This window comes from Vibrio sp. 1580 (assembly GCF_033340055.1).
The window spans coordinates 120,257-145,450 of sequence record NZ_JAWOVT010000011.1 but is presented as its reverse complement, the minus strand read 5'-3'; the positions used below and the strand labels follow the sequence as shown (position 1 = coordinate 145,450).

23 protein-coding genes are annotated in these 25,194 nt (G+C 43.8%); 7 read left to right on the top strand and 16 right to left on the bottom strand.

All coding sequences use genetic code 11. From position 1 onward, the window contains the following. Positions 1-3: 3 nt before the first annotated feature. A complete protein-coding gene (gene rpsT, locus R7093_RS17825; protein ID WP_005381938.1) occupies positions 4-264 on the top strand; it encodes a 30S ribosomal protein S20 in 261 nt (86 codons plus the stop codon). A gap of 303 nt (positions 265-567) precedes the next feature. On the opposite strand, the gene R7093_RS17820 is transcribed toward rpsT, so the two are convergent. Both R7093_RS17820 and nhaR read right to left on the bottom strand, forming a co-directional pair. After that, the gene (locus R7093_RS17820; protein WP_005381940.1) at positions 568-876 is read right to left on the bottom strand and encodes an ArsR/SmtB family transcription factor; all 309 of its coding nucleotides are present in this window, start codon (positions 874-876) and stop codon (positions 568-570) included. 288 nt (positions 877-1,164) lie between these two features. After that, on the bottom strand, positions 1,165-2,055 hold the full coding sequence (gene nhaR, locus R7093_RS17815) for a transcriptional activator NhaR (protein WP_005381942.1): 891 nt from the start codon (positions 2,053-2,055) through the stop codon (positions 1,165-1,167). A 386-nt stretch (positions 2,056-2,441) separates the two neighbouring features. Between nhaR and R7093_RS17810 the strand changes: the two genes are divergently transcribed. Beyond that, positions 2,442-3,587 carry a Na/Pi symporter gene (locus R7093_RS17810; protein WP_025768431.1) on the top strand — a complete coding sequence of 382 codons (1,146 nt, stop codon included), beginning with the start codon at positions 2,442-2,444 and terminating at the stop codon, positions 3,585-3,587. Positions 3,588-3,734: 147 nt separating this feature from the next. Next, positions 3,735-4,877: a flavohemoglobin expression-modulating QEGLA motif protein gene (locus tag R7093_RS17805; protein ID WP_053306894.1), complete on the top strand. Its 1,143-nt coding sequence runs from the start codon at positions 3,735-3,737 to the stop codon at positions 4,875-4,877. Positions 4,878-4,947: 70 nt separating this feature from the next. Here R7093_RS17805 and R7093_RS17800 read toward each other — a convergent pair whose 3' ends face one another. From R7093_RS17800 to rppH, 5 genes are all read right to left on the bottom strand, one after another. Beyond that, on the bottom strand, positions 4,948-5,799 hold the full coding sequence (locus R7093_RS17800; protein WP_005381947.1) for a thymidylate synthase: 852 nt from the start codon (positions 5,797-5,799) through the stop codon (positions 4,948-4,950). A 9-nt stretch (positions 5,800-5,808) separates the two neighbouring features. Next, a complete protein-coding gene (gene lgt, locus R7093_RS17795; protein WP_005381948.1) occupies positions 5,809-6,630 on the bottom strand; it encodes a prolipoprotein diacylglyceryl transferase in 822 nt (273 codons plus the stop codon). Between the two features lie 87 nt (positions 6,631-6,717). Then, positions 6,718-7,509, bottom strand: a complete 792-nt coding sequence (locus tag R7093_RS17790) for a sulfite exporter TauE/SafE family protein (protein ID WP_005385965.1) — start codon at positions 7,507-7,509, stop codon at positions 6,718-6,720. Between the two features lie 6 nt (positions 7,510-7,515). Next, positions 7,516-9,762 carry a phosphoenolpyruvate--protein phosphotransferase gene (gene ptsP / locus R7093_RS17785; RefSeq protein ID WP_054574288.1) on the bottom strand — a complete coding sequence of 749 codons (2,247 nt, stop codon included), beginning with the start codon at positions 9,760-9,762 and terminating at the stop codon, positions 7,516-7,518. Between the two features lie 2 nt (positions 9,763-9,764). Further along, positions 9,765-10,286 carry an RNA pyrophosphohydrolase gene (gene rppH / locus R7093_RS17780; protein WP_005381953.1) on the bottom strand — a complete coding sequence of 174 codons (522 nt, stop codon included), beginning with the start codon at positions 10,284-10,286 and terminating at the stop codon, positions 9,765-9,767. Between the two features lie 619 nt (positions 10,287-10,905). Here rppH and mutH point away from each other — a divergent pair. Next, positions 10,906-11,586, top strand: a complete 681-nt coding sequence (gene mutH, locus R7093_RS17775; protein WP_318146760.1) for a DNA mismatch repair endonuclease MutH — start codon at positions 10,906-10,908, stop codon at positions 11,584-11,586. A 15-nt stretch (positions 11,587-11,601) separates the two neighbouring features. Here mutH and R7093_RS17770 read toward each other — a convergent pair whose 3' ends face one another. Next, positions 11,602-11,913 carry a DUF6482 family protein gene (locus R7093_RS17770; protein WP_149192035.1) on the bottom strand — a complete coding sequence of 104 codons (312 nt, stop codon included), beginning with the start codon at positions 11,911-11,913 and terminating at the stop codon, positions 11,602-11,604. 154 nt (positions 11,914-12,067) lie between these two features. On the opposite strand from R7093_RS17770, the gene R7093_RS17765 reads away from it, so the two are divergent. After that, on the top strand, positions 12,068-13,102 hold the full coding sequence (locus R7093_RS17765; protein WP_005381774.1) for an NADP(H)-dependent aldo-keto reductase: 1,035 nt from the start codon (positions 12,068-12,070) through the stop codon (positions 13,100-13,102). A gap of 131 nt (positions 13,103-13,233) precedes the next feature. Here R7093_RS17765 and R7093_RS17760 read toward each other — a convergent pair whose 3' ends face one another. From R7093_RS17760 to xerD, 7 genes are all read right to left on the bottom strand, one after another. Then, complete coding sequence (locus tag R7093_RS17760; RefSeq protein WP_005381776.1) at positions 13,234-13,485, bottom strand: hypothetical protein; 252 nt, start codon at positions 13,483-13,485, stop codon at positions 13,234-13,236. Positions 13,486-14,013: 528 nt separating this feature from the next. Then, positions 14,014-15,348, bottom strand: a complete 1,335-nt coding sequence (gene vpsR / locus R7093_RS17755; protein ID WP_017635067.1) for a cyclic-di-GMP-binding transcriptional regulator VpsR — start codon at positions 15,346-15,348, stop codon at positions 14,014-14,016. A gap of 244 nt (positions 15,349-15,592) precedes the next feature. Then, the gene (gene lysS / locus R7093_RS17750; RefSeq protein WP_005382861.1) at positions 15,593-17,110 is read right to left on the bottom strand and encodes a lysine--tRNA ligase; all 1,518 of its coding nucleotides are present in this window, start codon (positions 17,108-17,110) and stop codon (positions 15,593-15,595) included. Positions 17,111-17,144: 34 nt separating this feature from the next. After that, positions 17,145-18,243 (bottom strand): peptide chain release factor 2 gene (gene prfB, locus R7093_RS17745; protein WP_100068604.1). Its coding sequence is split into 2 segments (ribosomal slippage): positions 17,145-18,167 and positions 18,169-18,243, totalling 1,098 coding nucleotides; the frame shifts between segments, so codons are not numbered across the junction. 173 nt (positions 18,244-18,416) lie between these two features. Beyond that, entirely contained in the window at positions 18,417-20,156 is a 1,740-nt protein-coding gene (gene recJ, locus R7093_RS17740; RefSeq protein WP_017821504.1) for a single-stranded-DNA-specific exonuclease RecJ, read from the bottom strand. A gap of 43 nt (positions 20,157-20,199) precedes the next feature. Further along, entirely contained in the window at positions 20,200-20,988 is a 789-nt protein-coding gene (dsbC, locus tag R7093_RS17735; RefSeq protein ID WP_005381786.1) for a bifunctional protein-disulfide isomerase/oxidoreductase DsbC, read from the bottom strand. Positions 20,989-21,047: 59 nt separating this feature from the next. Beyond that, positions 21,048-21,965 (bottom strand): site-specific tyrosine recombinase XerD, encoded by a 918-nt coding sequence (gene xerD / locus R7093_RS17730; RefSeq protein WP_005381788.1) that lies wholly within the window; start codon positions 21,963-21,965, stop codon positions 21,048-21,050. Positions 21,966-22,122: 157 nt separating this feature from the next. Here xerD and fldB point away from each other — a divergent pair, with 157 nt between their 5' ends. Beyond that, positions 22,123-22,641: a flavodoxin FldB gene (gene fldB / locus R7093_RS17725; protein WP_005381790.1), complete on the top strand. Its 519-nt coding sequence runs from the start codon at positions 22,123-22,125 to the stop codon at positions 22,639-22,641. A gap of 85 nt (positions 22,642-22,726) precedes the next feature. Here the strand turns inward: fldB and brnQ are convergent, their stop codons facing one another. After that, positions 22,727-24,037, bottom strand: coding sequence for a branched-chain amino acid transport system II carrier protein (gene brnQ, locus R7093_RS17720; RefSeq protein WP_005382851.1), 1,311 nt, complete (start codon positions 24,035-24,037; stop codon positions 22,727-22,729). A gap of 330 nt (positions 24,038-24,367) precedes the next feature. On the opposite strand from brnQ, the gene R7093_RS17715 reads away from it, so the two are divergent. Further along, positions 24,368-25,087 carry a tRNA1(Val) (adenine(37)-N6)-methyltransferase gene (locus R7093_RS17715; protein ID WP_104978805.1) on the top strand — a complete coding sequence of 240 codons (720 nt, stop codon included), beginning with the start codon at positions 24,368-24,370 and terminating at the stop codon, positions 25,085-25,087. Positions 25,088-25,194 lie beyond the last annotated feature (107 nt).

Sequence of the window (25,194 nt, the reverse complement as noted above, 5' to 3'; positions counted from 1 at the left end):
CCCTTGGCAAATAGTAAATCTGCTAAGAAGCGCGCTATCCAAGCTGAGAAACGTCGTCAGCACAATGCTAGCCGTCGCTCAATGATGCGTACTTACATGAAGAAAACTGTTGCTGCTATCGAAGCAGGCGACAAAGAAGCTGCAACTGCTGCATTCGCTGTAGTTACACCTATCCTAGACCGCATGGCAACTAAAGGCCTTATTCACAAGAATAAAGCAGCTCGCCATAAGTCTCGTTTCGCTGCACAAATCAAAGCTCTTTAATAGAGTCCTGATTTTACAGTGAAGAAAAAACCGACCTTGTGTCGGTTTTTTTATATCTACAAAATTTTCTTAATAAAAAAGCTGGCAATGCCAGCTTTTCTTTTTCTGAATGTCCCATTTAAAGACATCAGCTTATTCATTACCCATATAACGCTCAAACTAGAAAGCACTATTAAAACACTTGAGAACAAAGCAAATTGGTCGATGAGTAGTACCCTATCATCAAAAGTTTAACGCCACTCTCAAATATTCCAACAAGTTAGATTCACACTCTAAGATGAGCAGTATATTAGGACTATTTAATTAGTGTTGAGCACTCTCAGCACAATAAAGACTATGCAGTGTTTTTATTAACGCTTTCACTTCATCACTCTTTAATGTGTAGTACACCGTTTGTGCTTCTTTCCTTGTCGTGACTAACTCATCACGGCGAAGCCAAGCAAGATGCTGAGATAATGCCGACTGGCTTAGCTCTAACTTTGCACACAGCTCTCCCACGGACAGCTCTTGGTTATGCAGCATACAAAGGATTTGTAGGCGTCTCTCGTTTGCCATCGCTTTGAGCAACACGACGGCTTTTGCGGAGTTCTGCTCCATTTCTTGTAGATTCATGTGTTGGACCTCTAGCTACAACTTACTTATTCCAACCCTGGCCAGCTTGTTGTGTTGCACTGATTTATATATCTAAGAAAATCAAGATACACTTCCAGAGTCTTCATTATTAGAACCTCTAATTTAGTTGTTAGTGATACACCAATATTATCCACCAAGGATTTTAATTGGTGCGCCATCAATAATTAATAGTTTTGCTCACTAAAACAAGTATCTTGCTTACTTAGATATTATTTAGAATTATATTTTTATTGATAGTAATCTATTTATTTACGCAACGATACGGGTTTACTCAAACATTTGACTGAAATCAGCATCACAAACATTTTTTACCGCGGGGTGTTGGATCATTCGTTCCGCAAAAATCACGTAGTACTCTTCTTTTAGCCCATCGACATGGCCAATTAGCTGTAAATTTCGGTCGTCTTCAATCTCCGACATGTATACGGTCGGTGCCAAGAAAATCACATCATCGTGGTACCGAGCAAAAGCTTTCATCAACGCAACATCATCAAACTCCCCTAGCACATTGGGTTGAAGGCCTTGACGATCAAACCATTGAATAACTTTACGCCCCATAGCCGTTCGGCTCGCGGGAATCAGAAGTTTTTTTTGTTCCAAGATCTCAGGGAATCGCACATTTTCAATTTCAGAAGAAGCAAAAAAGCTCATGCTACTTTCACCCAACTTTTTGCTATAAAGGCCAGGACTTTGAGTAGAATCAACGGGACAATCCGAAAGGATCATATCTAGCTTGTGCTGAGAAAGGCGTTCAAGTAGCAGTTCGTGGGTCGATTCATAACAGCGTAAATGAATACTGTTATCTTCCGGGACGGTCGTCATCAGTACTTTACTGACCAAGCGTTTAGATAATGCATCGGCTACACCAACTTCAAATAGAATGTTCGAGTGCTGGCTGTAATTGACGATATCTAACATCTCATAGCTCAAACCGAACATCCGGTCGGCGTACTTAAACACAAGCTGACCTAACTCAGTGGGCTCAACTGTACGACCATTGCGCTTGGTTAACTTTCCTTTCATGCGCTCTTCAAGCGCTTTAATCTGTCCTGTCACGGTTTGCGGTGTCAGGAAGAGCGCGTCAGCCGCCTTAGTTACAGAGCCCTGTTTGCACACCATCCAGAAATAATAGAGATGGTTGTAGTTTAGATGTGACATGATCGAGTCCCGAAAAGAAAGTGATACTTTTTATACCAAATGTGACAGAGACAAACAATAAACTCGACAAAACCATACAATACCTTACAAAAGCATAAGTTTTACCGAAAGTATAAAGTCAATACTGTCATAAAAGTTGAACTGAGGCGCATTTTCTCTACAAAAAAAACGCAAAAACCAAACAAAACGAAATCAAAATTTAACCACTAAAATCAACAAGTTAAAAATTAATTTTCTTCTTCTTTTACGCCATTATCAAAAAGAACAATAAAAATCTCTCACAGCAAGAAATCTGTAATATTACTGAAATATTTGTTCTCTAACATCGCCCGCAGATTCAACTACAGACCGAAAAATGAACTGAAAGGTCAACGGAGAAAATTATGATGAACCAAGCTACTTCAACAGTGGCACCAATTTCGAGCACAGCTCGTTGGTTACGCTGGGCTAACTTGGCATTCATGTTATATCTGCTTCTTCTAGCAGTATCTATGGTTGGTAGTGGCTTTAAATGGGCAACTGGCGATCAAGCTAAGGTGCTATTTGAATTTGCCGCACACCCAGTTGCAGGTCTAATGATCGGCTTGGTGGCAACAGCCTTAATTCAGTCTTCAAGTACTGTAACGTCTATTATTGTAGGCTTGGTTGCAGGTGGCTTACCTGTAGAAACCGCTATCCCTATGGTGATGGGTGCTAACATTGGTACCACAGTGACCAATACGCTTGTATCTCTTGGCCACGTGCGCTGTAAAGAAGAGTTCAAACGTGCATTTGCAAGTGCAACCATTCACGACTTCTTCAACTTGCTTGCTGTCGCTATTTTCCTTCCGTTGGAAATGATGTTCGGCATTTTAGAGAAAGTTTCTCACTGGCTTGTTTCTCCACTGCTTGCTACTGGTGATATGAGCATTAAAGGCTTCAACTTTATTAAACCAATTACAAAGCCAGTCGTAGGCGCAATTAAAGAGCCACTTTCTACCTTCGGTGATACTGTTGGCGGCGTCATGCTTATTGCTTTGGGTATTGCGACTATCTTCGTTGCAATCACAGTGATGGGTAAATTAATGAAGAGCCTAATGGTTGGTCGCGCACGTGAAATTTTGAAAAACGCCATCGGTCGTGGTCCTATTCACGGCATCGTATCAGGCTCAATCGTGACCGTTCTAGTACAATCTTCCTCAACCACGACAAGTTTAATGGTTCCGTTGGTTGGTACTGGCGTGTTGAAAGTACGAGATATCTACCCTTTCACTCTGGGTGCTAACATTGGTACTTGTATTACGGCACTACTAGCAGCGACAGCGGTATCTGGAGAGTTCGCAGTATTCGCACTTCAAATCGCTCTAGTCCACTTAGTATTTAACATCATGGCGACGCTGTTTATCTTTGGAATTCCATTCCTACGTGAGATTCCGGTTAAAGGCGCTGAGATGATTTCTGAAATGGCTATTAAGAATAAAGCTGTTGTTGGTGGCTACCTAATGTCAGTATTCGTTATTCTACCAGGTGCGATTCTAGCCCTAACAACGTAACAACAACGACATACCATCGCTTATTGTTTAGGCTCCACATCGTGGAGCCTTTTTTATGATAATTAAACTGTTCAAATCGATTGTCCGGTGATAATTTGAGCCACATCAGCATGCTTATGCTGAGCTATCTCATTTGGAGTCGACAACATGACGCAGCTTAATGACGCTATTTCTGATCAGCTACTCGCAATAGACGAAAACCTAACCCAACTGGTTGCTGATATTGATATCCTCAGTAGCGTGAATCCTCTTAATTATGCTCAAGAAAGAGAACGTTTCATTAAAAACAAATATTCTCAAGAGCCTAATTTTCAATATTCAATTACTAATGTAGATACTCACAGCGCAAAGCGACGTCTATATGAGCTACCTCTAGAAAACATTCAAGACACCCAATTGCAGAGGCTGTACGCAGATGTAATTCAGTCTTATGCAGATAAACTGGATCAAGTGAATACCATAGGCACGCAAGAGTTTCTTTATAACTCCTTACGCTATTATGGGGAACCGAGCGCCAAAGATATTGCCAACGCCCATTTCATATTGCACCTTCCTACAGAAGAAGAAAAAGAACCTCAGCACGATAGCCGTGCAATAGCACGTTTCATGCAAAATTTTGCTCAACGCAATGGGTATGAATGTGAAATACAGGTGTTGGACGGGATGTTAGCAAACGCACTAGTTTCAGGATCTCGAGTCAAAATTAACCACGCGGCGTACATCACCACTGATGAGCTGGAGGCTCTTGCACATCATGAAATGGGAGTACATCTCCTGACTACGCTTAACGGTCGTCAACAACCGCTAAAAGTCCTGAGCTTAGGTTGTCCTGCCAATACCAACACTCAAGAAGGGCTGGCTATATTATGTGAGTATCTGTCAGGACATTTCAGTATCAAGCGCCTAAGAACCTTAGCCTTACGAGTTCTGGCAGTAGAGTCGATGATCAAGGATCGCGATTTCCGCCATACGTTCATGCTATTAAAAGAACAGTATAAAGCTTCTGATCTTCAAGCATTTACAACGACTGCCCGAGTCTATCGAGGTGGAGGTTTAACGAAGGATTACTTGTATCTTAGAGGATTCCGAGAGGTGCTCAATGCCTATGATAAATTGGGCGATGACTTTTCACTATTGTTGTGCGGGAAAACAGAGCTGAAGTACTTTGAGCTTATCCGTTCATTAGTGAGTAAAGAAATATTCACTCAACCTAAGTTTATTAGCCCGGCACTGTCCACACCGATGCAGACCAACCCAATTCACCGTTATATTGTCAGTGCACTAAAATAATACCTTCTAAGTACAAAAAAGAAAAAAGCTCTATTCGGAGCTTTTTCTATATCTTGAAGAACGATACTCGTTACACTGAGAATGGATAACGAATAGGATCGTGATGCTCGTACCCTTCAACCCAAAAGTCATCCAGTGTGACCCAAGTTTCCAAATCTTCTAGAGATTTAATCTCTGGGTTGATATGGAACGTCGGCGCTTTTAATGGCTCACGCTTCAACTGAACATCGCGCATCAGTTCAAGCTGGTCTTCATAAATGTGAGCATTCACAATTTTATGAAATGCCTGACCAGGTTTCTTGCCCGTAATTTGCGCCATAATCGCCAAGAATACGTAAACTTGAACCATATTGAAGTTTAAGCCAAGCGGTACATCACACGAACGCTGAGTACTATTCAGGTAAAGCGTATCATCCAGCAATGAAAAATGGTGACTGTACATACAAGGACGCAAGCACCCCATGTGGAACTCACCCGGATTGTAGAAGTTCAAGATTTCACCGCGGTCATCAACACCACGCGTTAAGTCATCCACTATCTTACGTAGCTGGTCAACATGACCACCATCAGGTTTCGCCCAGGCGCGCCCTTGAACCCCATAGACACGGCCCATGTCGTCTTCACCTTTACGGTATGGGTTATTCAACCAGGCATCATTTAGGTTGGCATTGGCATCCCAGGTTTTCGTGCCCAACTTACGAAAATCTTCCGCATTATCGTAACCACGAATATACCCTAATAGCTCTGCAACGGCCGCTTTCCAAAAACTTTTACGTGTGGTGACCAACGGAAATTGATTGTTCGCAACATCGTAGGTTAAATCCGCGTTGATTACGGTCAGGCAGCGCTTGCCTGTACGCTCATTTTCAACCCAAACACCTTGGTCAACGATGCGTTGACACAAATCTAAATACTGTTTCACACCAATACCTTACTTCGTCTTTTGTGGTAATTCGTCTTTGTAATGACCACGTTTGTATGCCCAAACCATCATGAGGACACCGATAACCACCATTGGCAGGGATAAAATCTGTCCCATGGAAATAAAGCCACCGAATAAACCCAAATGAGCGTCTGGTTCGCGCACGTACTCAACTAAGAAGCGGAATGTACCATATCCAGCTAAAAATAGCCCTGAAACAGAACCTAGAGGACGAGGTTTCTTGATGAACCAATTCAAGATGAAGAAAAGGACGATACCTTCAAGCGCCATTTCATAAAGCTGCGATGGATGACGTGGCAGTGGACCGCCATTTGGGAAAACGATCGCCCAAGGCACATCCGTTACTCGGCCCCACAACTCGCTGTTCATGAAGTTACCTAAACGCCCCATACCCAAACCAAATGGCACAAGCGGCGCGATAAAGTCAGCAACACCGAAGAAAGTTCGCCCGTTTTTGTGTGCATACCAGAACATCGCAGTAATCACACCCAGTAAGCCGCCGTGGAAAGACATACCACCGGTCCACACTTTAAATAGATACAAAGGGTCAGCCAGGAAGAGCTCAAAATTGTAGAAAAGCACGTAGCCTACACGGCCACCAATAACCACGCCAAGGAAGCCTGCGAACAACAAATCAGAAACCTGCTCTCGTGTCCAACCACTTCCAGGCTTATCCGCACGTCGGTTCGCTAACCATAGAGCAAACATAAAGCCAACAAGGTACATCAAACCGTACCAACGAACCGAAACAGGACCAATAGAGATTAAAACCGGATCAATATTGGGAAATTCAATATATCCTTGAGACATAAATCATTCTCTTCTTATCACAACAAAATAAATATACCCAAGTAACCTCTAGATGCTTGGTTCAGCGAGAATGACTTGGGTACAAACTTAGAGCAGCATGGTCGCTGCAACAAACATTAAGAACACCGCGAATATCTTTTTTAATACCGCAGTTGGAAGGTTAGTTGCGAGCTTCGCACCCACTTTTGTTGTGAGCATCGAGGCCATAGCAATAGCTAATAAAGCAGGAAGATAAACATAGCCAATACTGTATGAAGGTAAGCCTTCCACTTTATAGCCATGTAAGATGAAGCCGATCATACCAGAAATAGCAATCACGCAACCACAAACGGAGGATGAGCCCACCGCTTTACGCATCTCTATCCCATGTTTATTTAAAAATGGTACCGACAGTGAGCCACCACCAATACCAGCAAGGCTTGATACGACACCAATTCCCGTGCCGTAAACTACAGTCACAGGGCTGCTCGGCATAGGTTTACTGCTCGTAACTTTAATGGAACGAAACATTTGTACTGACAGGCAAAGAACAATGACACCAAACACTTTCGGCAAATAGTGTGTAGGGATCCACTCAGCAATATTGGCACCAACAAAGCCACCAATGACCACACCAGGCATCAACCATTTTACGACAAACATATCGACATTGCCGAGCTTAAGGTGATTCATCGCCGATGAGCCAGACGTGACAATAATACTCGCTAACGAAGTGGCTAAGGCCATGTGCATACTCATTTCTGGAGAGATCCCAGCAAGAGGAAGCAAATACAACAAGGCAGGAACAACAATCAAACCACCACCGATACCGAGTAACCCCGCCATCACACCCACAAAAGCGCCTAGCGCCAACAATAACAAAAATAAAGAGACGGTCACGATTTCCTACTTTTTACCTGCACGGATAAAGCCCGCAAAGCCCTGTTGAATGAAAAAGTCATGCATCATTTGATGAATGTCCTCCCCATAGGATTTTGTCATTGCTTGCTCCGCTAATTTTTCTAATTCTTCTTGTTGGCTATGACGAATCAAATATTTCACCTTAGCCACATTGGAGGTGTTCATACTCAAACTGGTATACCCTAACCCAAGTAAGAGAAGAGCGCCAAATGGATCACCCGCTAGCTCACCACAAATACACACGGGCACCTGATATTTATCACACACCTCATGGATTTGCTTAAGCGCTAACAGTACCGCAGGATGCATAGATTCATAGACATCCGCTACGCGCGAATTGTTCCTATCTACCGCTAATAAATACTGAGTTAAATCGTTTGTCCCGACAGAAACAAAATCAACACGGTGAGCAATCGTTGGCAACAGATACACCATCGATGGTACTTCAATCATGACCCCAATTTGTGGGAATTGAATTCTATCATCAAGCAAAACGGCTTCACTGTGAGCTTGATTAATCAAGCTAATGGCATCGTCTAGCTCTTTTACCCCTGACACCATTGGCAATAAGATACTTAAGTTTCCGCTTTCTGCACTCGCTCTTAACATTGCACGCAGCTGGATCAAGAAAATGTCTGGATGATCCAATGTAAAACGAATGCCACGCCAGCCTAGAAACGGATTATCTTCTTCAATGGGCAAATACGGCAAAGGTTTGTCACCACCAATATCCAAAGTACGCATCACTACTCGTTGATTCGGATAGCTGTTAAGTATTGCTTGGTATTGATGATACTGCTCATCTTCCGAAGGAAAGTGATGCTGAAGTAAAAATGCAATCTCAGTTCGGTACAACCCAACACCATCAACACCTGTGTTGATGGCAATATTACTGTCTGCACTGAGTCCCGCATTCAGCATAATTTCGATATGGTGATTATCTTGCGTAACCGCAGGGAGTGCGAGGTCCTGGTTTACCATGGCAAACAGTTCAGACTCTTCGCTTACTAAGCTGCGATACTCTCGCAACAACTGGCGGTTTGGCTCTAAGAAGATCTCACCCGTATAGCCGTCGACTATCCCGAGTTTGCCATTCACCACATCCGGATTAATGTTGGCGCCCATGACTGCAGGGACCCCAAGAGCTCGAGATAAAATGGCAGCGTGAGAGTTAGCGCCTCCCTCTAATGATACGACGGCTAACAAGAACTCTTTAGGTACAGAAGCGAGCAAGGTGGCAGTGAGTTCATTCGCCACCAAAATAATGGGACGATCAATTGCAGAATTTTCTTGCTCGCTGTTGTGCAGAAAATAGAGCAGCCTTTGCCCTAACTCTCGGATATCTTGCGCTCTTTCACGCATGTATACATCCGACATTCTGGCAAATCGATTCGAGTATGACTCTACAACTTGGCGTAACGCCCAGTCTGCCCTGTCTCCTTTTTCAATCTGCTTCTTCAAATCACCGCGAAGCATCGGATCATTCAGTAAGTGAGTAAACAGATCGAAGATCGCCAGAGCATCTTTGTTGATTTCACTGTCCAGTTTTTTCCGCATACGGCGAAAGTCATTTAACGCTCGCTCTATGGCCACCAGTAGTGTCTCGTGCTCGCGTTCCTTATCTAACGTGGACGAAGGGAAAATATCCGATAAACTCGGCTGGGTATTGTCGAACCAAAACTCTCCAATCGCGACACCAGTAGACGCAGGCAAACCTTTTAATACCGTGGGTTTAGATGCTAACTGCCAATGCCCAAGATTCTGCGCATGTGCAATGAGCACCGCTAACTGAGCGGATAAAGTAACAAGAAACGATTCTTCCATTTCACTAAACAAGCGCGGCGTTTTTTGTTGGATCACCAACACACCTAAAACTTGTTTACGATGAATGATTGGAGTAGCTAAAAAAGAGTGGTAAATCTGTTCGCCGAGTTGAGGAAAGAATTTGAACTCGGGGTGTTTTGAGGCTTCGGCAAGGTTAAGGGGTTCAGCGCTTCGTTTTACCAACCCAACCAAGCCTTCATTGAAGTTGATATGAATACTATCACCTTCAAAAATAAGGCCTTGAGTTGCCATTAACTCAAGGCGCTGCATTTCTTCATTAGCAAGATAGATAGTACAGCACTCAGTACTAAGGGCAGCACAAGTCTCTTTCACCAATATATCGAGTGCCAGATGCACATCATCGACCCTGGAGACTTTCTCAACTATTTCCCTTAGCTGACTGAGCATGATTATCCTCTACGTTGCTTTTTTCTTTTCCCTTTCGCTTTTCTCTCTCGAAAAGGCATGGCTAAGGATGCAAATTCTTTCATCGCTCGTCGATAAACATCTCGCTTGAAAGAAACAACTTGCCTAACTGGATACCAGTAACTTACCCAGCGCCAACCATCAAATTCAGGGGATTTTCCGCGTTGCATATTAATGCGAGACTCATCGCATTCTAATCTCAGCAGAAACCATTTCTGTTTTTGGCCGATACAAACAGGCTTGGAGTCCCAACGCACCAATCGCTTTGGTAGCTTATATCTTAACCAATGACGACTTGTTGCAATGATCTTAACGTCTTTTTTCGTTAAACCGACTTCTTCGTATAACTCCCTGAACATGGCTTGTTCAGGGGTTTCACCTTCGTCAATCCCACCTTGTGGAAATTGCCATGAGTGTTGCCCGTATCGTTTAGCCCAGAAGACCTGACCATGGTTATTACATATCACAATACCAACATTAAGTCGGTAACCATCGCCATCTATCACTGGCTAACCTCTATGAATAAATTTTTTATTACCGTGATTTTTCCACATATCCCCATTACTAGCAAACTTACTGATGTGATATGAGCAAGATTTATTACCTTTTCACCATTTTTGGATATCTTTTAATCAAACCATACCTTATCAACACAAGAGTGAGACATTGCCCACATTTATTCACCTTTTCTGTGAATAACTTTGTGAAGAATTCAATTCAAATGAGTAATTCAGTTCAATCCCATCAAAAGCAAAACAAATGAAGAAACAAAAAAACAAACATAACATATTGATAAAAAAGCATTTATTTTTAAAAATAACGATAATTCGATCTTCAGTTTCTTGATGATCTTTTCACCAAACTCAGATCGGTCAAAGATCCACCAACAGGCTATTTATCCACACTCACCTGCTATTCGTTTAGATGATTACAACAAAATCAACCCCAAAAATGCATTTTAACCCCTGTTTATTCATACAGACCTCGTCAGGATCTTATCAATACCTCCTCCACCTGTGGATAAGTTATGAATTGATCGTTCTTACACCGCCTCGGTGAAATCTTAAACAGTAGATTTGGTCGGAGTTTGATAAACTATATTTTTTGTAATACCACCTTGTAACTATGAAACCAGAACCACAAACAGAAGCAGATCTATTGGAACGAGCGCATGATATGGCAGGACTCAGTTTTGCTGAGTTGGCCGCCGAGGCGAATATGATTGTTCCTGAAAACTTAAAACGTGATAAAGGTTGGGTGGGTCAATTACTCGAATGGCACTTGGGCGCTCCAGCTGGCAGTAAACCTCAACAAGATTTCGCAAAACTAGGGATCGAGTTGAAAAGTATTCCAATCAGTTATTCTGGCAAACCTTTAGAAACAACCTTTGTTTCTGTGGCTCCCCTCACTGGTGTTCATGGTCTTACATGGGAAACAAGTCATGTTCGAAACAAGCTATCTCGTGTGCTTTGGGTACCCGTAGAAGGAGAACGAGAAATCCCACTCGCTGAAAGACGTGTGGGCAGTCCACTCATTTGGTCACCAGATGAAGAAGAAGAACGGATTTTGCGAAATGACTGGGAAGAGTTAATGGAAATGATCGTCTTGGGAAGATTTGATCAAATTTCCGCCAGACACGGAGAAGCGCTGCATCTTCGCCCTAAAGCCGCAAATGCAAAAGCGCTCACCGAAGCATACAACTCAAATGGTAAGCCGATGAAAACTCTGCCCCGAGGCTTTTACCTTAGAACACAGTTTACTGAACAGATCTTACTCAAGCACTACATTAACACTCAACCAAAATAAAACCATATCAGCTATTTAGTGCGTCACGAGCGATAACTCAATATCGCAGTACGAGGCTGCCTCGTCAGTGCCACATTCGTCATACGCATTGCGCAGCCTTAAATACGCTTTATCGACCCCTAGCCTCAATAGTTCTTCTTTTACTAAGTCTAGAGAGCCAAAATGTATCGGGTCTTCACCGTCTTTAATCGGCTCAAGTTGATGCTTGTACTCCACAGCTAAAAGATAGTCAGAGACATCAGAACACCCAATCACAAATACTTTGGGAGTTTTATAAGTATCTTTATGTGGACCATGTAGCCACATGTCCAATTGATGCTTCTGCATAACATACCTCCTTCACACGATCATTTAAGTGTAGTTAGGCTAACTGTAGCTTTCGAGTTTGCTCTTCCTTTATACGTAAATCATTTGCGATTGCGGCTAAAAATCCCCTATATTGGAGTCACTTATTTAGTCGGTAACTCTTCAAGGACGTGATATGCAATACACAAAACTACCGCACTCATCACTTGAGATTAGTAAAATCTGCCTCGGCACTATGACGTTTGGCGAGCAAAACACAGAAAAGGACGCCTTTGAACAGCTCGACTTTGCCCTCGATCATGGGGTGAACTTCATCGATACCGCAGAGATGTACCCTGTACCGCCAAACTCGGAAACACAAGGGCTCACCGAGCAATACATCGGTAATTGGTTAGCAAAAAGCGGCAAAAGAGAAAAAGTAGTACTGGCAACAAAAGTGGCTGGCCCTCGCAATGTTCCTCACATTAGAGACAACATGAGCCTTAATCGTCGCCACATCCATACAGCAATTGATGACAGCCTTAATCGTCTACAAACCGATTATGTCGATTTGTACCAACTACATTGGCCGCAGCGTCAAACCAACTGCTTTGGTCAACTCAACTACCCATACCCTGACAAACAAGAAGAAGTCACGTTAATTGAAACGTTGGAAGCGCTTACTGAATTAGTGAATGCAGGTAAAGTGCGCTATATCGGCGTATCCAACGAGACGCCGTGGGGTGTGATGTCGCTATTGCGTTTGGCAGAAAAACACGATTTGCCAAGAATTGTCTCCATTCAAAACCCATATAACTTATTGAACCGCAGCTTCGAAGTTGGCTTGTCTGAAATCAGCCATTACGAAGGCGTTCAGTTACTTGCCTACTCTCCTTTGGCATTTGGCTGCCTGAGTGGTAAATACCTAAACGGGGCAAAACCTGAAGGCGCTCGATGCACTAAGTGGGAGCGTTTTGCGCGCTACTTCACTCCGCAAGGTGTTAAAGCGACCGAAGCTTACGTCAATTTAGCTCAAGAGCATGGTCTAAACCCTGCACAAATGGCGCTCGCGTTTGTCAATCAGCGTCCATTTGTTGCTTCTAACATTATCGGAGCAACAAACCTAGACCAATTAAAAGCCAATATCGACAGTATTGATTTGCAACTTAGCGACGAACTACTTACTGAAATTCAAGCAATAGGTACAACTTACTCGAATCCTTGCCCTTAACAGTACCACCTTCAAACGAAAACAGCTGATCTTCAAGATCAGCTGTTTATCCAATGAAGTCATACTTCATATAAAAAGTTAAGCGTGTTGAATGACTCGTTAGCAACTCAGTCAGCCCAACACGCTAACGATTACGTCATTATTCGCGACGTTAAGACTCGACGAAGGTGACGAACTCGACGTTCAACTTTTACTGCATCCGGAACATTGGCACGTGTAGAACGACCATCGCGATCTAAACCAATATCTCTCAATAGATGAACATTCGTCCATGGAATATCATGAGCAGTTCGGCGTATGGTGCGCTGCCATTGCTTTTCTTCGCGTTTAAGGTCTGCTTTCAATAGCAAAGTGGCCAATTGTAGGTAAATAGAGTGACGCATAATATTTTCTCCGATTATCGATGTATTCGACTGGGAAAAATAGTGCGTAAAATGAACAGAAATATTCTGTTGATACTAAGCCGCTACTTTTCCGCAGCCTAGTAATAAATATGATAGGTTACGGATTAATTTTTATCTTGTGAGCCAGTGGTATTGGTATCATCCGATTTAAGGGTTATCGGAGCGATAGGCATACGATCAGCGCAAGCAGTGGTGTTAACAACGTAATGTTTCATCTTGCGCCTCCTAGCTAAAAATTAATCCGTTTATGAAAGGTATAACTCATTGAGTTACGGTTAAATTGTAAGCTTTGATGGATATATATCAAACATTTTTTGCCTTTTTGATTAAAAACAAATCAATACACCGCAATTTAGTTTCATATACTTTTACGTATAACATATTCACCTGAGGAATATATAAATTTGCGGATTTTATAAATCAAACCAAACAAAAATAAAAAGAGCGGCTCTGTGGCCACTCTCTTTTATTGTATTTATTCGCCTATTTAACACAGGGAAAGGCCAACTACATGGCTTGTTCGGAAATCAAGTTATGTTTATTAAGTAGTCGATACATGGTTGCACGCGAAACTCCGAGCTCTTTCGCCGCATTTGAAACTTGACCAGAATGAGATTCCAAAACAACCAGCAACGCATCACGTTCACTCTTCTCTCGGATTGATTTCAAGCTGCGCTTTGAGTCATTACGTTGAGGTAAATCTAAGTGATGCTCTTCAATCATTACGCTGTCGGACATTAATACCGCTCGCTTCACTTGGTTCATCAGCTCACGCACATTTCCAGGCCAGAAATAACGTGTCAGTGCCTTGAATGCATCCTCAGAAAAGCTTTTTGCTTGCGAGTTGTACTCTTTTGAGAACTCTTGTAAGTAGAAACGAGCCAGCAATGCGATGTCACTCGCACGTTCTTTCAAGCTAGGGACATTGATGCGCAAAACGTTGATGTAATGGTAAAGCTCTTCATTGAAGTCACCGTCAATCAAAGCTTTTTCAACATCTGACGAGTTAGCAGCAAGAATACGCACGTTAACCGCTTTTACGCCATCTTTGGTATCAATGGTGCCTTCTTGCAAGAATCTCAGCAGATTCATTTGCTGCTCTTTTGAAATGGTAAGAATGTCGTTAAACAACACGGTGCCGCCATCTGCTTGTTCAAGCAGGCATGCTTCCATATCTTCATCGGCGTTAATACCAAATACTTCAGCTTGGAAACGTTGTTCATTGAGTGCGCGACAGTTAATTGCCATAAACGGTTTATGAGAGCGTGAAGAGACTTTATGGATGGCCCTAGCAACCGCCTCTTTACCAGTCCCACTTTCCCCAGAAATCAGAATACTGACGTCCGTTGGACCAATGCGCTTCACTTGATCGCGTAAACGTTTCATCGGGATAGATTCACCGATCAAACCCATATCTAAACTGCTACCAAAACTAGGCCAAACTTTTTTCTCCAACTTAAGCATGCCAAGCTGGTGACCTATTGTGCTTAATAACTGTGCATCTGGGATCGGCGCTGTGAAAAAATCGATACAAAAGTTAACAATGAACTGGCATATGGTGTCAGTGCCAAGCTGAGATTCACGAATAAACGCTAACCAACGTACGTGTTTGTGAGAGCTGACTAAGTTCGCCAAACCATTCAAGCTGAACTCGTCATGGCTGAGATCAACAATACCGATACATGGACCAATATCTTCTAACAGCGTATTAGCTTTGCGTAAGTCACCTACTTGGTGACACTTCCAGCCCACTTGCTCCAGTACCGATAACCAAGGCTCATAAGTACCGCCAACTACCACAAGCGATCCCGGGATGGAATCCATCTTAAACTGCCCAGCCATTCTCTAACCCTTTTTCATTGTTAATAGAAATTTTGTGCCACAAACTTATCTTTGCGAGCGGGTAACATTATCGAGACTCCGCCCCCTCACGTCTGTCTCAGTATTAAGACTATGCAATAGATTGAGATTTGGCGAATGTTTATTTGCATATCCCATTAAAAAGCAAATGCAACAACTTGAATTAACTTAACTAAAAGGCAAAAAAAAAACCACCCGAAGGTGGTTTTTTACTCATCCTATCGAATTACGCTTGCGGGCGCATTGCAGGGAATAGGATCACGTCACGGATAGTGTGCGTGTTAGTCAGTAGCATAACCAAACGGTCGATACCGATACCTTGGCCTGCTGTTGGCGGTAGGCCGTGCTCTAGAGCAGTGATGTAGTCTGCATCGTAGAACATTGCTTCGTCGTCACCAGACTCTTTCGCTTCAACCTGTGCTTTAAAGCGTGCATCTTGGTCTTCAGCATCGTTAAGCTCTGAGAAACCGTTCGCTACTTCACGGCCACCGATAAAGAACTCAAAGCGGTCTGTAAAGAACGGGTTATCGTCGCTACGACGAGCCAACGGAGAAATATCTGCTGGGTAACCAGTGATGAACGTAGGCTGCATTAGCTTAGGTTCTGCTGTTTCACCAAAGATCTCTTCAAGAAGCTGACCACATGTCCAGAAAGGTTCTACTTCAACGTGAACAGATTTCGCGATAGAAACCATTAGATCACGGTTTTGTAGGTCTTCTTCTGTTAGCGCTTGGATTTGCGCGTGGTCTGGGTTGTAGTGCTTGATTGCTTCGAACATGCTCATACGAGTGTAAGTACCACCAAACTCAACCGTTTCATCACCGTAAGGCATTGACGTTGAACCTAGAACTTCTTGCGCCACTGAGCTTAGTAGTTCTTCAGTTAGGTCCATCAGATCTTTGTAGTCTGCGTACGCCATGTAGAATTCCATCATTGTGAATTCTGGGTTGTGGCGTGGAGAAAGGCCTTCGTTACGGAAGTTACGGTTGATTTCGAATACGCGATCAAAACCACCAACAACTAGACGCTTCAGGTATAGCTCTGGCGCGATACGTAGGTACATTGGCATGTCTAGTGCGTTGTGGTGCGTGATAAATGGACGCGCACTCGCACCGCCAGGGATAACGTGCATCATTGGCGTTTCAACTTCCATGAACTGCTTAGAGATCATGAAGTTGCGGATTGCAGACATTACTTTAGAACGTACTACAAACGCTTGACGAGAGTCTTCGTTAACGATCAGGTCAACGTAACGTTGGCGGTAACGCATCTCTTGGTCAGTTAGACCGTGGAACTTCTCTGGAAGTGGACGTAGTGCTTTGGTTAGCAACTCGTACTCTTCCATGTTCACGTATAGGTCACCTTTACCAGACTTATGAAGTGCACCTTTAACACCGATGATGTCACCGATATCTAGACCTTGGTATTTTTCTTTAAGTACTTTTTGAACCGCTTTGTCAGCGTAAGCTTGGATACGGCCAGAAGTTTCTTGAATTACCAAGAATGGACCACGTTTAGCCATGATACGGCCAGCGATTGCTACTACGTGGTTAAGCTCTTCTAGCTCTTCCTTCGTCTTTTCACCGAACTCTTTCTGAAGGTCGCCCGCTAGTGCGTCACGACGGAAGTCGTTTGGATGGCCGTTCGCTTTGCAGCTCTTTCGGATTGCATCCAGTTTAGCGCGGCGTTCAGCAATCAGCTTATTTTCTTCTAGTACAGTTTCGTTTTGAACAGCATCAGTCATTTTCGATGTATCCTGTTTTTGTCGGTGAAAAGCTTTATAGACCTGATTTCAGGCTAGCTTCAATAAATTTGTCCAGATCGCCATCAAGAACCGCTTGAGTATTACGGTTCTCAATGCCCGTACGGAGGTCCTTAATACGTGAGTCATCCAATACGTAAGAACGGATCTGGCTACCCCAGCCAATGTCAGACTTAGCGTCTTCATTAGCTTGTTTTTCCGCATTTTGCTTTTGCAATTCAAGCTCAAATAGCTTCGCTCGAAGCTGTTTCATTGCCTGATCTTTGTTCTTATGTTGAGAACGGTCATTCTGACACTGAACCACTGTGTTCGTAGGTACGTGCGTAATACGTACCGCAGATTCTGTGGTGTTTACGTGCTGACCACCTGCGCCTGACGCACGGTAAACGTCAATACGTAGGTCGGAAGGATTAATGTCGATGTCGATGTTTTCATCAATCTCTGGATAGATGAACGCAGAAGCAAATGACGTATGGCGACGACCGCCTGAATCGAACGGAGATTTACGAACAAGACGATGAACGCCCGTTTCAGTGCGTAACCAACCGTACGCATACTCACCAGAGATGCGAACTGTTGCCGACTTAAGACCCGCGACTTCACCTTCAGAGACTTCAATCACTTCAGCTTTGAAGCCCTTCGCTTCTGCCCAACGTAGGTACATACGCAGCAGCATGTTAGTCCAGTCTTGTGCTTCTGTACCACCAGAGCCAGCTTGCAAATCGATGTAACAATCAGAGCTATCGTGGTCGCCAGAGAACATACGACGGAATTCAAGCTTTTCTAACTTCTCTTCCAACTCAGCAAGTTCTGGTTCAATTTCGTCAAATGTTTCTTGATCTTCTTCTTCTACAGCCAGCTCAAGAAGACCTTCTACATCTTCCACACCTTGCTCTAGTTGATCAATGGTTTCAACAACCGCTTCTAGTGATGCACGCTCTTTACCCAGTGCTTGCGCACGCTCAGGTTCGTTCCATACATCTGGTTGTTCAAGTTCTGCGTTGACTTCTTCTAGACGCTCTTTCTTCGCGTCATAGTCAAAGATACCCCCTCAGGACATTTGTGCGCTGAGACACGTCCTGCAGACGGTTTTTAATTGGATTGATTTCAAACATGTTTACTCAACATTTTAGAATAGAATTTAACCGAGAAATTCTACTGAAAAATGTGACCGAGATACAGGAAAATTTCGGATGAGAAATCAGATTGCGGTGAGAGAGAGCACGGTCATAAAATTTTACGCCCACTTAGGGGCAACCGTACTCTATAAGAAAGGTTAATCTAGGTATTACTTAGCTTCGATATGGTCGATCATCAATTGCAATGATTGATTACCACGAAATTCATTCACATCCAGCTTATACGCGAGACGTACTGTTTTAACCGATGCATCTGGCCATCGGCGTAGATCAACATTGAATGCAATGCCGTCGATCATCACATTGGTAGGGTGACCTTTATAAAGCGGCTCTAACATCAATTTAAGATGCTTCTCACCCACCAGCTTTTGATGCAGTACTTTAAACTCACCATCAAAGATTGGTTCAGGGAAGGCTTGTCCAAAAGGGCCACCCGATCGCAGCTGTTCAGCAACATGCATAGAGAACTCTTCCGGCTTAAGTTCACCATCTGACATGATCACGCCTTTTAGCGCCGCTTCATCGAGTTCCTTTTTTACCACTTCATCAAACAAACGACTGAAACGCTCAAAATCCTGCTCTTTAATCGTTAAGCCTGCTGCCATGGCGTGTCCACCAAACTTGATGATCAAACCCGGGTTTTGTGTGTCGATGAAATCCAACGCATCGCGCATGTGTAGCCCCGGAATAGAACGACACGAGCCTTTAATCGTCCCTTCTCCGCCATCAGCAAATGCAATGACTGGACGGTGAAACTTCTCTTTAATGCGCGAAGCCAAAATACCAATCACACCTTGGTGCCAATCACGCTGGAATAAGGCTAAGCCATAAGGAAGCTCATTGCCTTCACCAAACTGAAGGCGCTCACAGAAAGCCATCGCTTCTTGCTTCATGCCTTCTTCAATCTCTTTACGAGTTTGGTTCAAGCCATCCAATTCACTTGCCATGCGACGAGCAGCGTGGATGTTGTTACACATCAATAGTTCAACACCGAAAGACATGTCATCAAGACGACCTGCAGCGTTAATACGTGGACCTAAAGCAAAGCCAAAGTCAGACGCAACTAAACGACGCGCATCGCGCTTCGCGACCTCAATTAATGCTTGGATGCCGGGACGCGCTTTGCCAGCACGAATACGTTGCAAGCCTTGGTGTACAAGAATGCGGTTGTTTTCATCCAATGGAACGACGTCGGCGACGGTACCCAGTGCAACAAGGTCAATCAGTTCCATCAATTTGGGCTCTTGCATCCCCTGTTCTGCAAACCAATTGTGTTTTCGCATATGAACGCATAGTGCCATCATGAGATAAAACGCGACCCCTACACCCGCAAGCGCTTTAGATGGAAAGCTACAGCTCTCAAGGTTTGGGTTCACCATTGCATCCACATCAGGCAACACTTGTCCTGGCAAGTGGTGATCGGTAACAAGCACAGTAATGCCATTTTCTTTTGCGTAACGCACGCCTTCGATTGATGAGACGCCGTTATCCACCGTCATGATCATCTCAGCGCCAAGCTCTAAGGCTTGGTCAACGACTTCTGGGCTTAACCCATAACCGTCTTCAAAACGATTTGGCACTAGGTAATCCACATTGTGACTACCAAGCATACGTAGCGCGAGCACTGATAATGCTGAGCTTGTCGCGCCATCAGCGTCAAAATCACCGACAACGATGATGCGTTTTTGTTCTTTTATCGCCTGAAACAAAAGATCGACAGCTTGCTCAATCCCCCCGAGTTTTTGATATGAATGCAACCCACGGGCCGACGTTTCTAATTGTGAAAGATCCGTTATCCCACGGTTGATGTAGATACGTTTAAGAATCGGAGGAATGGAATCAGGAAGAAGGGAAAGATCAGGTTCAGGACGTCGTTGAATTTCTATCATGCTTAAAAGAGCCGACAACTTTGCCGGCTCTGCTCCTAATGGATTATAGTTGCTTTAAACGTTTCAATAGCTCTGCAGGTGGTAGGTAGCCACCAACCATTTCGCCATTCGGTAAGAAGATTGCTGGCGTACCAGAAATACCCAATTGGCGACCTAGATTGTAATGCGCCTGGATGGTTTCTTTACACTGTTTCAAGTCTTTCGCAGGGTTATCAAATGTACGATTCACTTTCGCGTTGTGCATTGCCGACGCCGGATCTTCAGCACACCAAATCGTTGCCATTTGCTCCGCTACAGGGCCAGTTGCACCTTGGCGAGGGTAAGCCATGTAACGCACTGTAATACCTAGATCATTATAGCCTTGCATTTGGCTATGCAGACGCACACAGTAACCACAGGTGATATCGGTGAATACGGTCACAACGTACTTTTCATCGTCGGCTTTGTATTCGATCATGCTATCGGAGAACTGCGCAATTTTCTCGGCGTTAAGCGGCGCTTGACGCTCTGCTATGACATCTTTGTAACTGCCATCATCATTAATGGCATAAAGCGTACCGGCGATAAAATGGCTACCATCATTTGAAGCAAACAGGATCCCGCCATTGGTTTGAATTTCCAATAAGCCAGCGACGTCTGATGGTTGAATATCAACGATAGATAAACCAAGCTTTGAGAACTTAGTTTTTAATGCTGCTTCATCAAAGCCGCTTTGTGCAGCTGGCGCCACTTGTTGCGCAGGAGTCTCCGTTTGAGCCTGACTTTCTTCTGCACCACAAGCGGTAACAAAAAATGGTAAAGTCAGCAGAGTTAGTCGGCGTAATACGCTCATGAAATTCACCTTAATGTAAAATCGTTTTTCCAAGAAGACATGGATGAATCTAACCATTGTTATGCTCTTGGGTGGTGTTGACTGTGGATCTGCTTCAATCGTTCAGTCGCCACGTGAGTATAAATTTGCGTGGTCGATAAGTCACTATGTCCTAAAAGCATCTGTACGACCCTGAGATCTGCGCCATAGTTCAATAAATGCGTGGCAAAGGCATGACGCAGTACGTGCGGCGACAGCTGATCCGTGTCAATCCCTGCTATCAAAGCATAGTACTTAATACGGTGCCAAAACGTCTGACGAGTCATTTGTCTTGCGCGTTTACTAGGAAAAACAATATCAGATGATGTATCACCAAGTAACGCAGGGCGCCCTTGTTGAATGAACGTCTCGATCCAATCGACCGCGTTTTCCCCCATAGGAACCAGGCGTTCTTTACCACCTTTACCAGTCACGCGCACCACCCCTTGGCGCAAGCTAACATTTTCCATGGTCAAACTGACGAGCTCTGTCACACGCAACCCTGTCGCGTAGAGTAGCTCTAGCATCGCTTTATCGCGCAATTCTATAGGGTCATTCGGGTCTGGCGCTTCGAGCAACGCGTCCACTTGCTCTTCACTAATATCTTTGGGTAAACGTTGTGGCAGTTTAGGGCTAACCAAGAGCGCACTCGGGTCATCAGCACGCACCTTCTCACGATGCAGGTATTGAAATAAACGACGAATAGCCGACAACATACGCGCACGGGACGTCTGTTTGTAATCTAAGTCTACAAGGTGGCTTTGATATTCTTGCAAGCCAGACAAACTGATAAAATCAAGACGGTATCGATGTTTTTCCATCCACACGAGCAGCTTCATTAAATCGTTTCGGTAGGAAGCCAACGTGTTCTCTGATAGACCACGCTCCATCCACATCGCATCTAAGAATTGCTCAACAAGCGAAAAATCTTGTTGATTGACAGGCTGTTGTGCCGTCATGAATGCTTCCTTATCTGTTTATATTTACAGTATTTAGATTAAAGCACCTGCCAATCCAATACCATAAAAAATCATCCCACATAGGATATTCGCTGCAATCTTCCTCAATTTATGGTTAGAATCTTCCACAACAGCAACACAAATAACGACGAATATAATGAAAATCGGACTCTTTTACGGCTCAACGACCTGCTACACAGAAATGGCAGCAGAGAAAATTCGTACCCTTATTGGTGAAGACCTTGTCGACATTCACAATGTGAAAGAGACACCGTTATCACTAATGGCGGACTACGACTTATTACTCCTTGGCATCTCAACTTGGGATTTTGGTGAAATTCAAGAAGATTGGAACGCGATTTGGCAAGACATCGCGACCACACCACTGAAAGGCAAAGTTGTAGCGCTGTTTGGTCTGGGTGACCAAGAAGGTTACGGAGAGTGGTATTTAGATGCGATGGGCTTACTTCACGATGAATTACAAGCCACAGGCGCAACCTTTATCGGTTACTGGCCAAATGAAGGCTACGAATTTGAAGCATCGAAAGCACTGATCGAAGATGGCAGCAAGTTTGTTGGACTTGCGTTAGATGAAGACTCACAGTACGAACTGAGTGATGAACGCATCGAAAAATGGTGTGAACAAGTTCTTGTGGAATTCCACGACACGCTTTAATAGCGCAAACACGTCATCATTAAAAAGTAAAAAGCCCGATGAAGTAATTCATCGGGCTTTTTATTATCTTGATAACGCGAAGTGATTACGCGGTTTCTTGTGCTAGTTCTGGGCGAGGTTTCGCGATGAAGAACATGCACACGATAGCCGCAAATGTTGGAAGCACCCAACCCATGCCGACTTCGAATAGTGGCAACATGTTAAACGCAGAAACATCAATACCCGATACTTTTGCCGCATCAACCAACGCAAACAACAGAGATACAAGCAGTACCGCGCGGTAAGCAAAACGTGGATTTGGCAGTTTGCTGCGCACAAATGTTAGTGCAACCAACGCAATCGCCACAGGGTACAGCGCAAACAATACTGGCACTGACAGAGAAATCAGCTGTGCAAGACCAACGTTTGCAACCAATGCACAAACAGAACCATTAATCAGTACCCATTGCTTGTATGACAGTGGTGTTTTCGAGCTGAAGAAATCTGAACACGCAGAAATCAAGCCAATCGCGGTTGTCAGACACGCTAGCAATACGATGACAGACAGAACGATTTGACCGTATGGACCAAACAACGCTTGAACGTATTGGCTAAGCACTAGGCCACCATTATCAGCACCAGCAGCAACCGTTGCACTCGTCGCACCTAAGTAAAATAGTGAGATGTAAACAAACGCAAGACCAGCAGCAGCAATACAACCTGCATAGATCAGATATTTAGTAGTTGCAGAGCGCTCAGTAATGCCTTTACCGCGCAGTGCATCAACCATCAGCATACCAAACATCAATGACGCGAACGTATCCATTGTGTTGTAGCCTTCTAAGAAGCCTTTGGTCAGAGGCTGCGTTAGGTATTCACCGTGCGCGCCAATCATATCGCCCTGAGGATCAAGGAAGACAGCGACAGCAAGAATGATCAAACCAACGAACAATGCTGGTGTCAGTACTTTACCGATAAGATCGATCAAACGGCCTTGGAACCATGAGAACATCATCGCCGCAATAAAGAAGATCACTGAAAATGCAGTGAGATGCGTTTGTGACGCTTCAAGGAAGAAAGGTTTCACCGCCATCTCGTAAGCCACTAGGCCAGTACGAGGCGCAGCAAACGCAGGACCGATGATGATGAAGATCAACGCAGCCATAATAACCGCTGCTTTTTTCGGAAGATCTTGCGTTAAGTGATCCCAAGAACCACCAGCAACAGCAATAGCAACGATAGTAATAAGAGGTAGACCTACCGCTGTCAGCAAGAAACCAAACATAGCTGGCATTAAGTTTTCACCCGCTAACTGACCCGCTAGAGGTGGAAAGATAATATTGCCCGCACCTAAAAAGAACGCAAATAGCATAAAGCCTACTGCGATAATATCTGTTAGTTTTAACGTCTGCTTCACAGATAACCCTTGTCTTTTAATTAATGAATGTTGTGTATGCTTAGACCACTTTTTGTATACCTAAAGTCAATAAGTACACGTGGTTCAATCTATAAAATTTTCGCCGCATAATGACGAAAGACTCATCATTTGGCAACCTTTAAGAAAAAAACACCATATTAATTTAGTTTTCAAACTTAAAAGCAGTGGATATAACCAGATCCAAATAACAGACCAGTTCTTTATCTCGATCAATTAACAATACAATTTAATAACCAACAAAACAACAATCTATACAATTAATAAACAATAGAGTAATCCACTTAATTATTGAGCAAATATAAAACAATCATGAAGAACAAAAAACTGAAAACTAAAGGTTTCAATTTTAAGCAATTTTGTATTGAGGGCGGCGAGAGTGGTATGCCAGTCAGCACAGATGGGGTAATGCTTGGTGCTTGGATTCAAAGCCCTAACGACGCTAAAATTCTCGATATTGGCACTGGCACTGGCCTGCTTGCCCTGATGTGTGCTCAACGCTTTACGGAAGCTCAAATAACCGCGGTCGATATCGAATTAACAGCCGTTGCTGCCGCGCAAAAAAATATGGCCCAGTCTCCTTGGTCAGATCGTGTAAGTGTGCATCACACCGACATACTGCACTTTACGCCGACACATTCATTCCAACGCATCATTTGTAACCCGCCCTACTTCAACAGCGGCGAGCAATCGAAACACAGTCAACGTGCAACCGCGAGGCACACTGATACGCTAGGCCATAACGCATTGCTACAGCGTTGCTATCATTTGCTTGATGACGAAGGGAGAGCTAGTTTTGTGTTGCCAATCACCGAAGGCGAGCAGTTCATTGAGCTAGCATTAAACCAAGGTTGGTATCTATCGAGGATCTGTCGTGTGCAACCATCAGAAAAGAAACCAGTACACCGATTGTTATTTGAACTGTCAAAACGACCTTGCGATTTGCAGACGTCACATTTAATTATCCGTTCAAATGACGGCTATAGTGATGATTTCATCCAGTTAACCCGCGAGTTTTATCTTAAGATGTGAAATAACATGTGATCCTTATCACCAATCACTTTATAATGTGCGACCTTTTTGTATTCTATGCTGTTGTGGCGAACCATTAACCAAGCTTTGCTTGTGGAGAACTCATT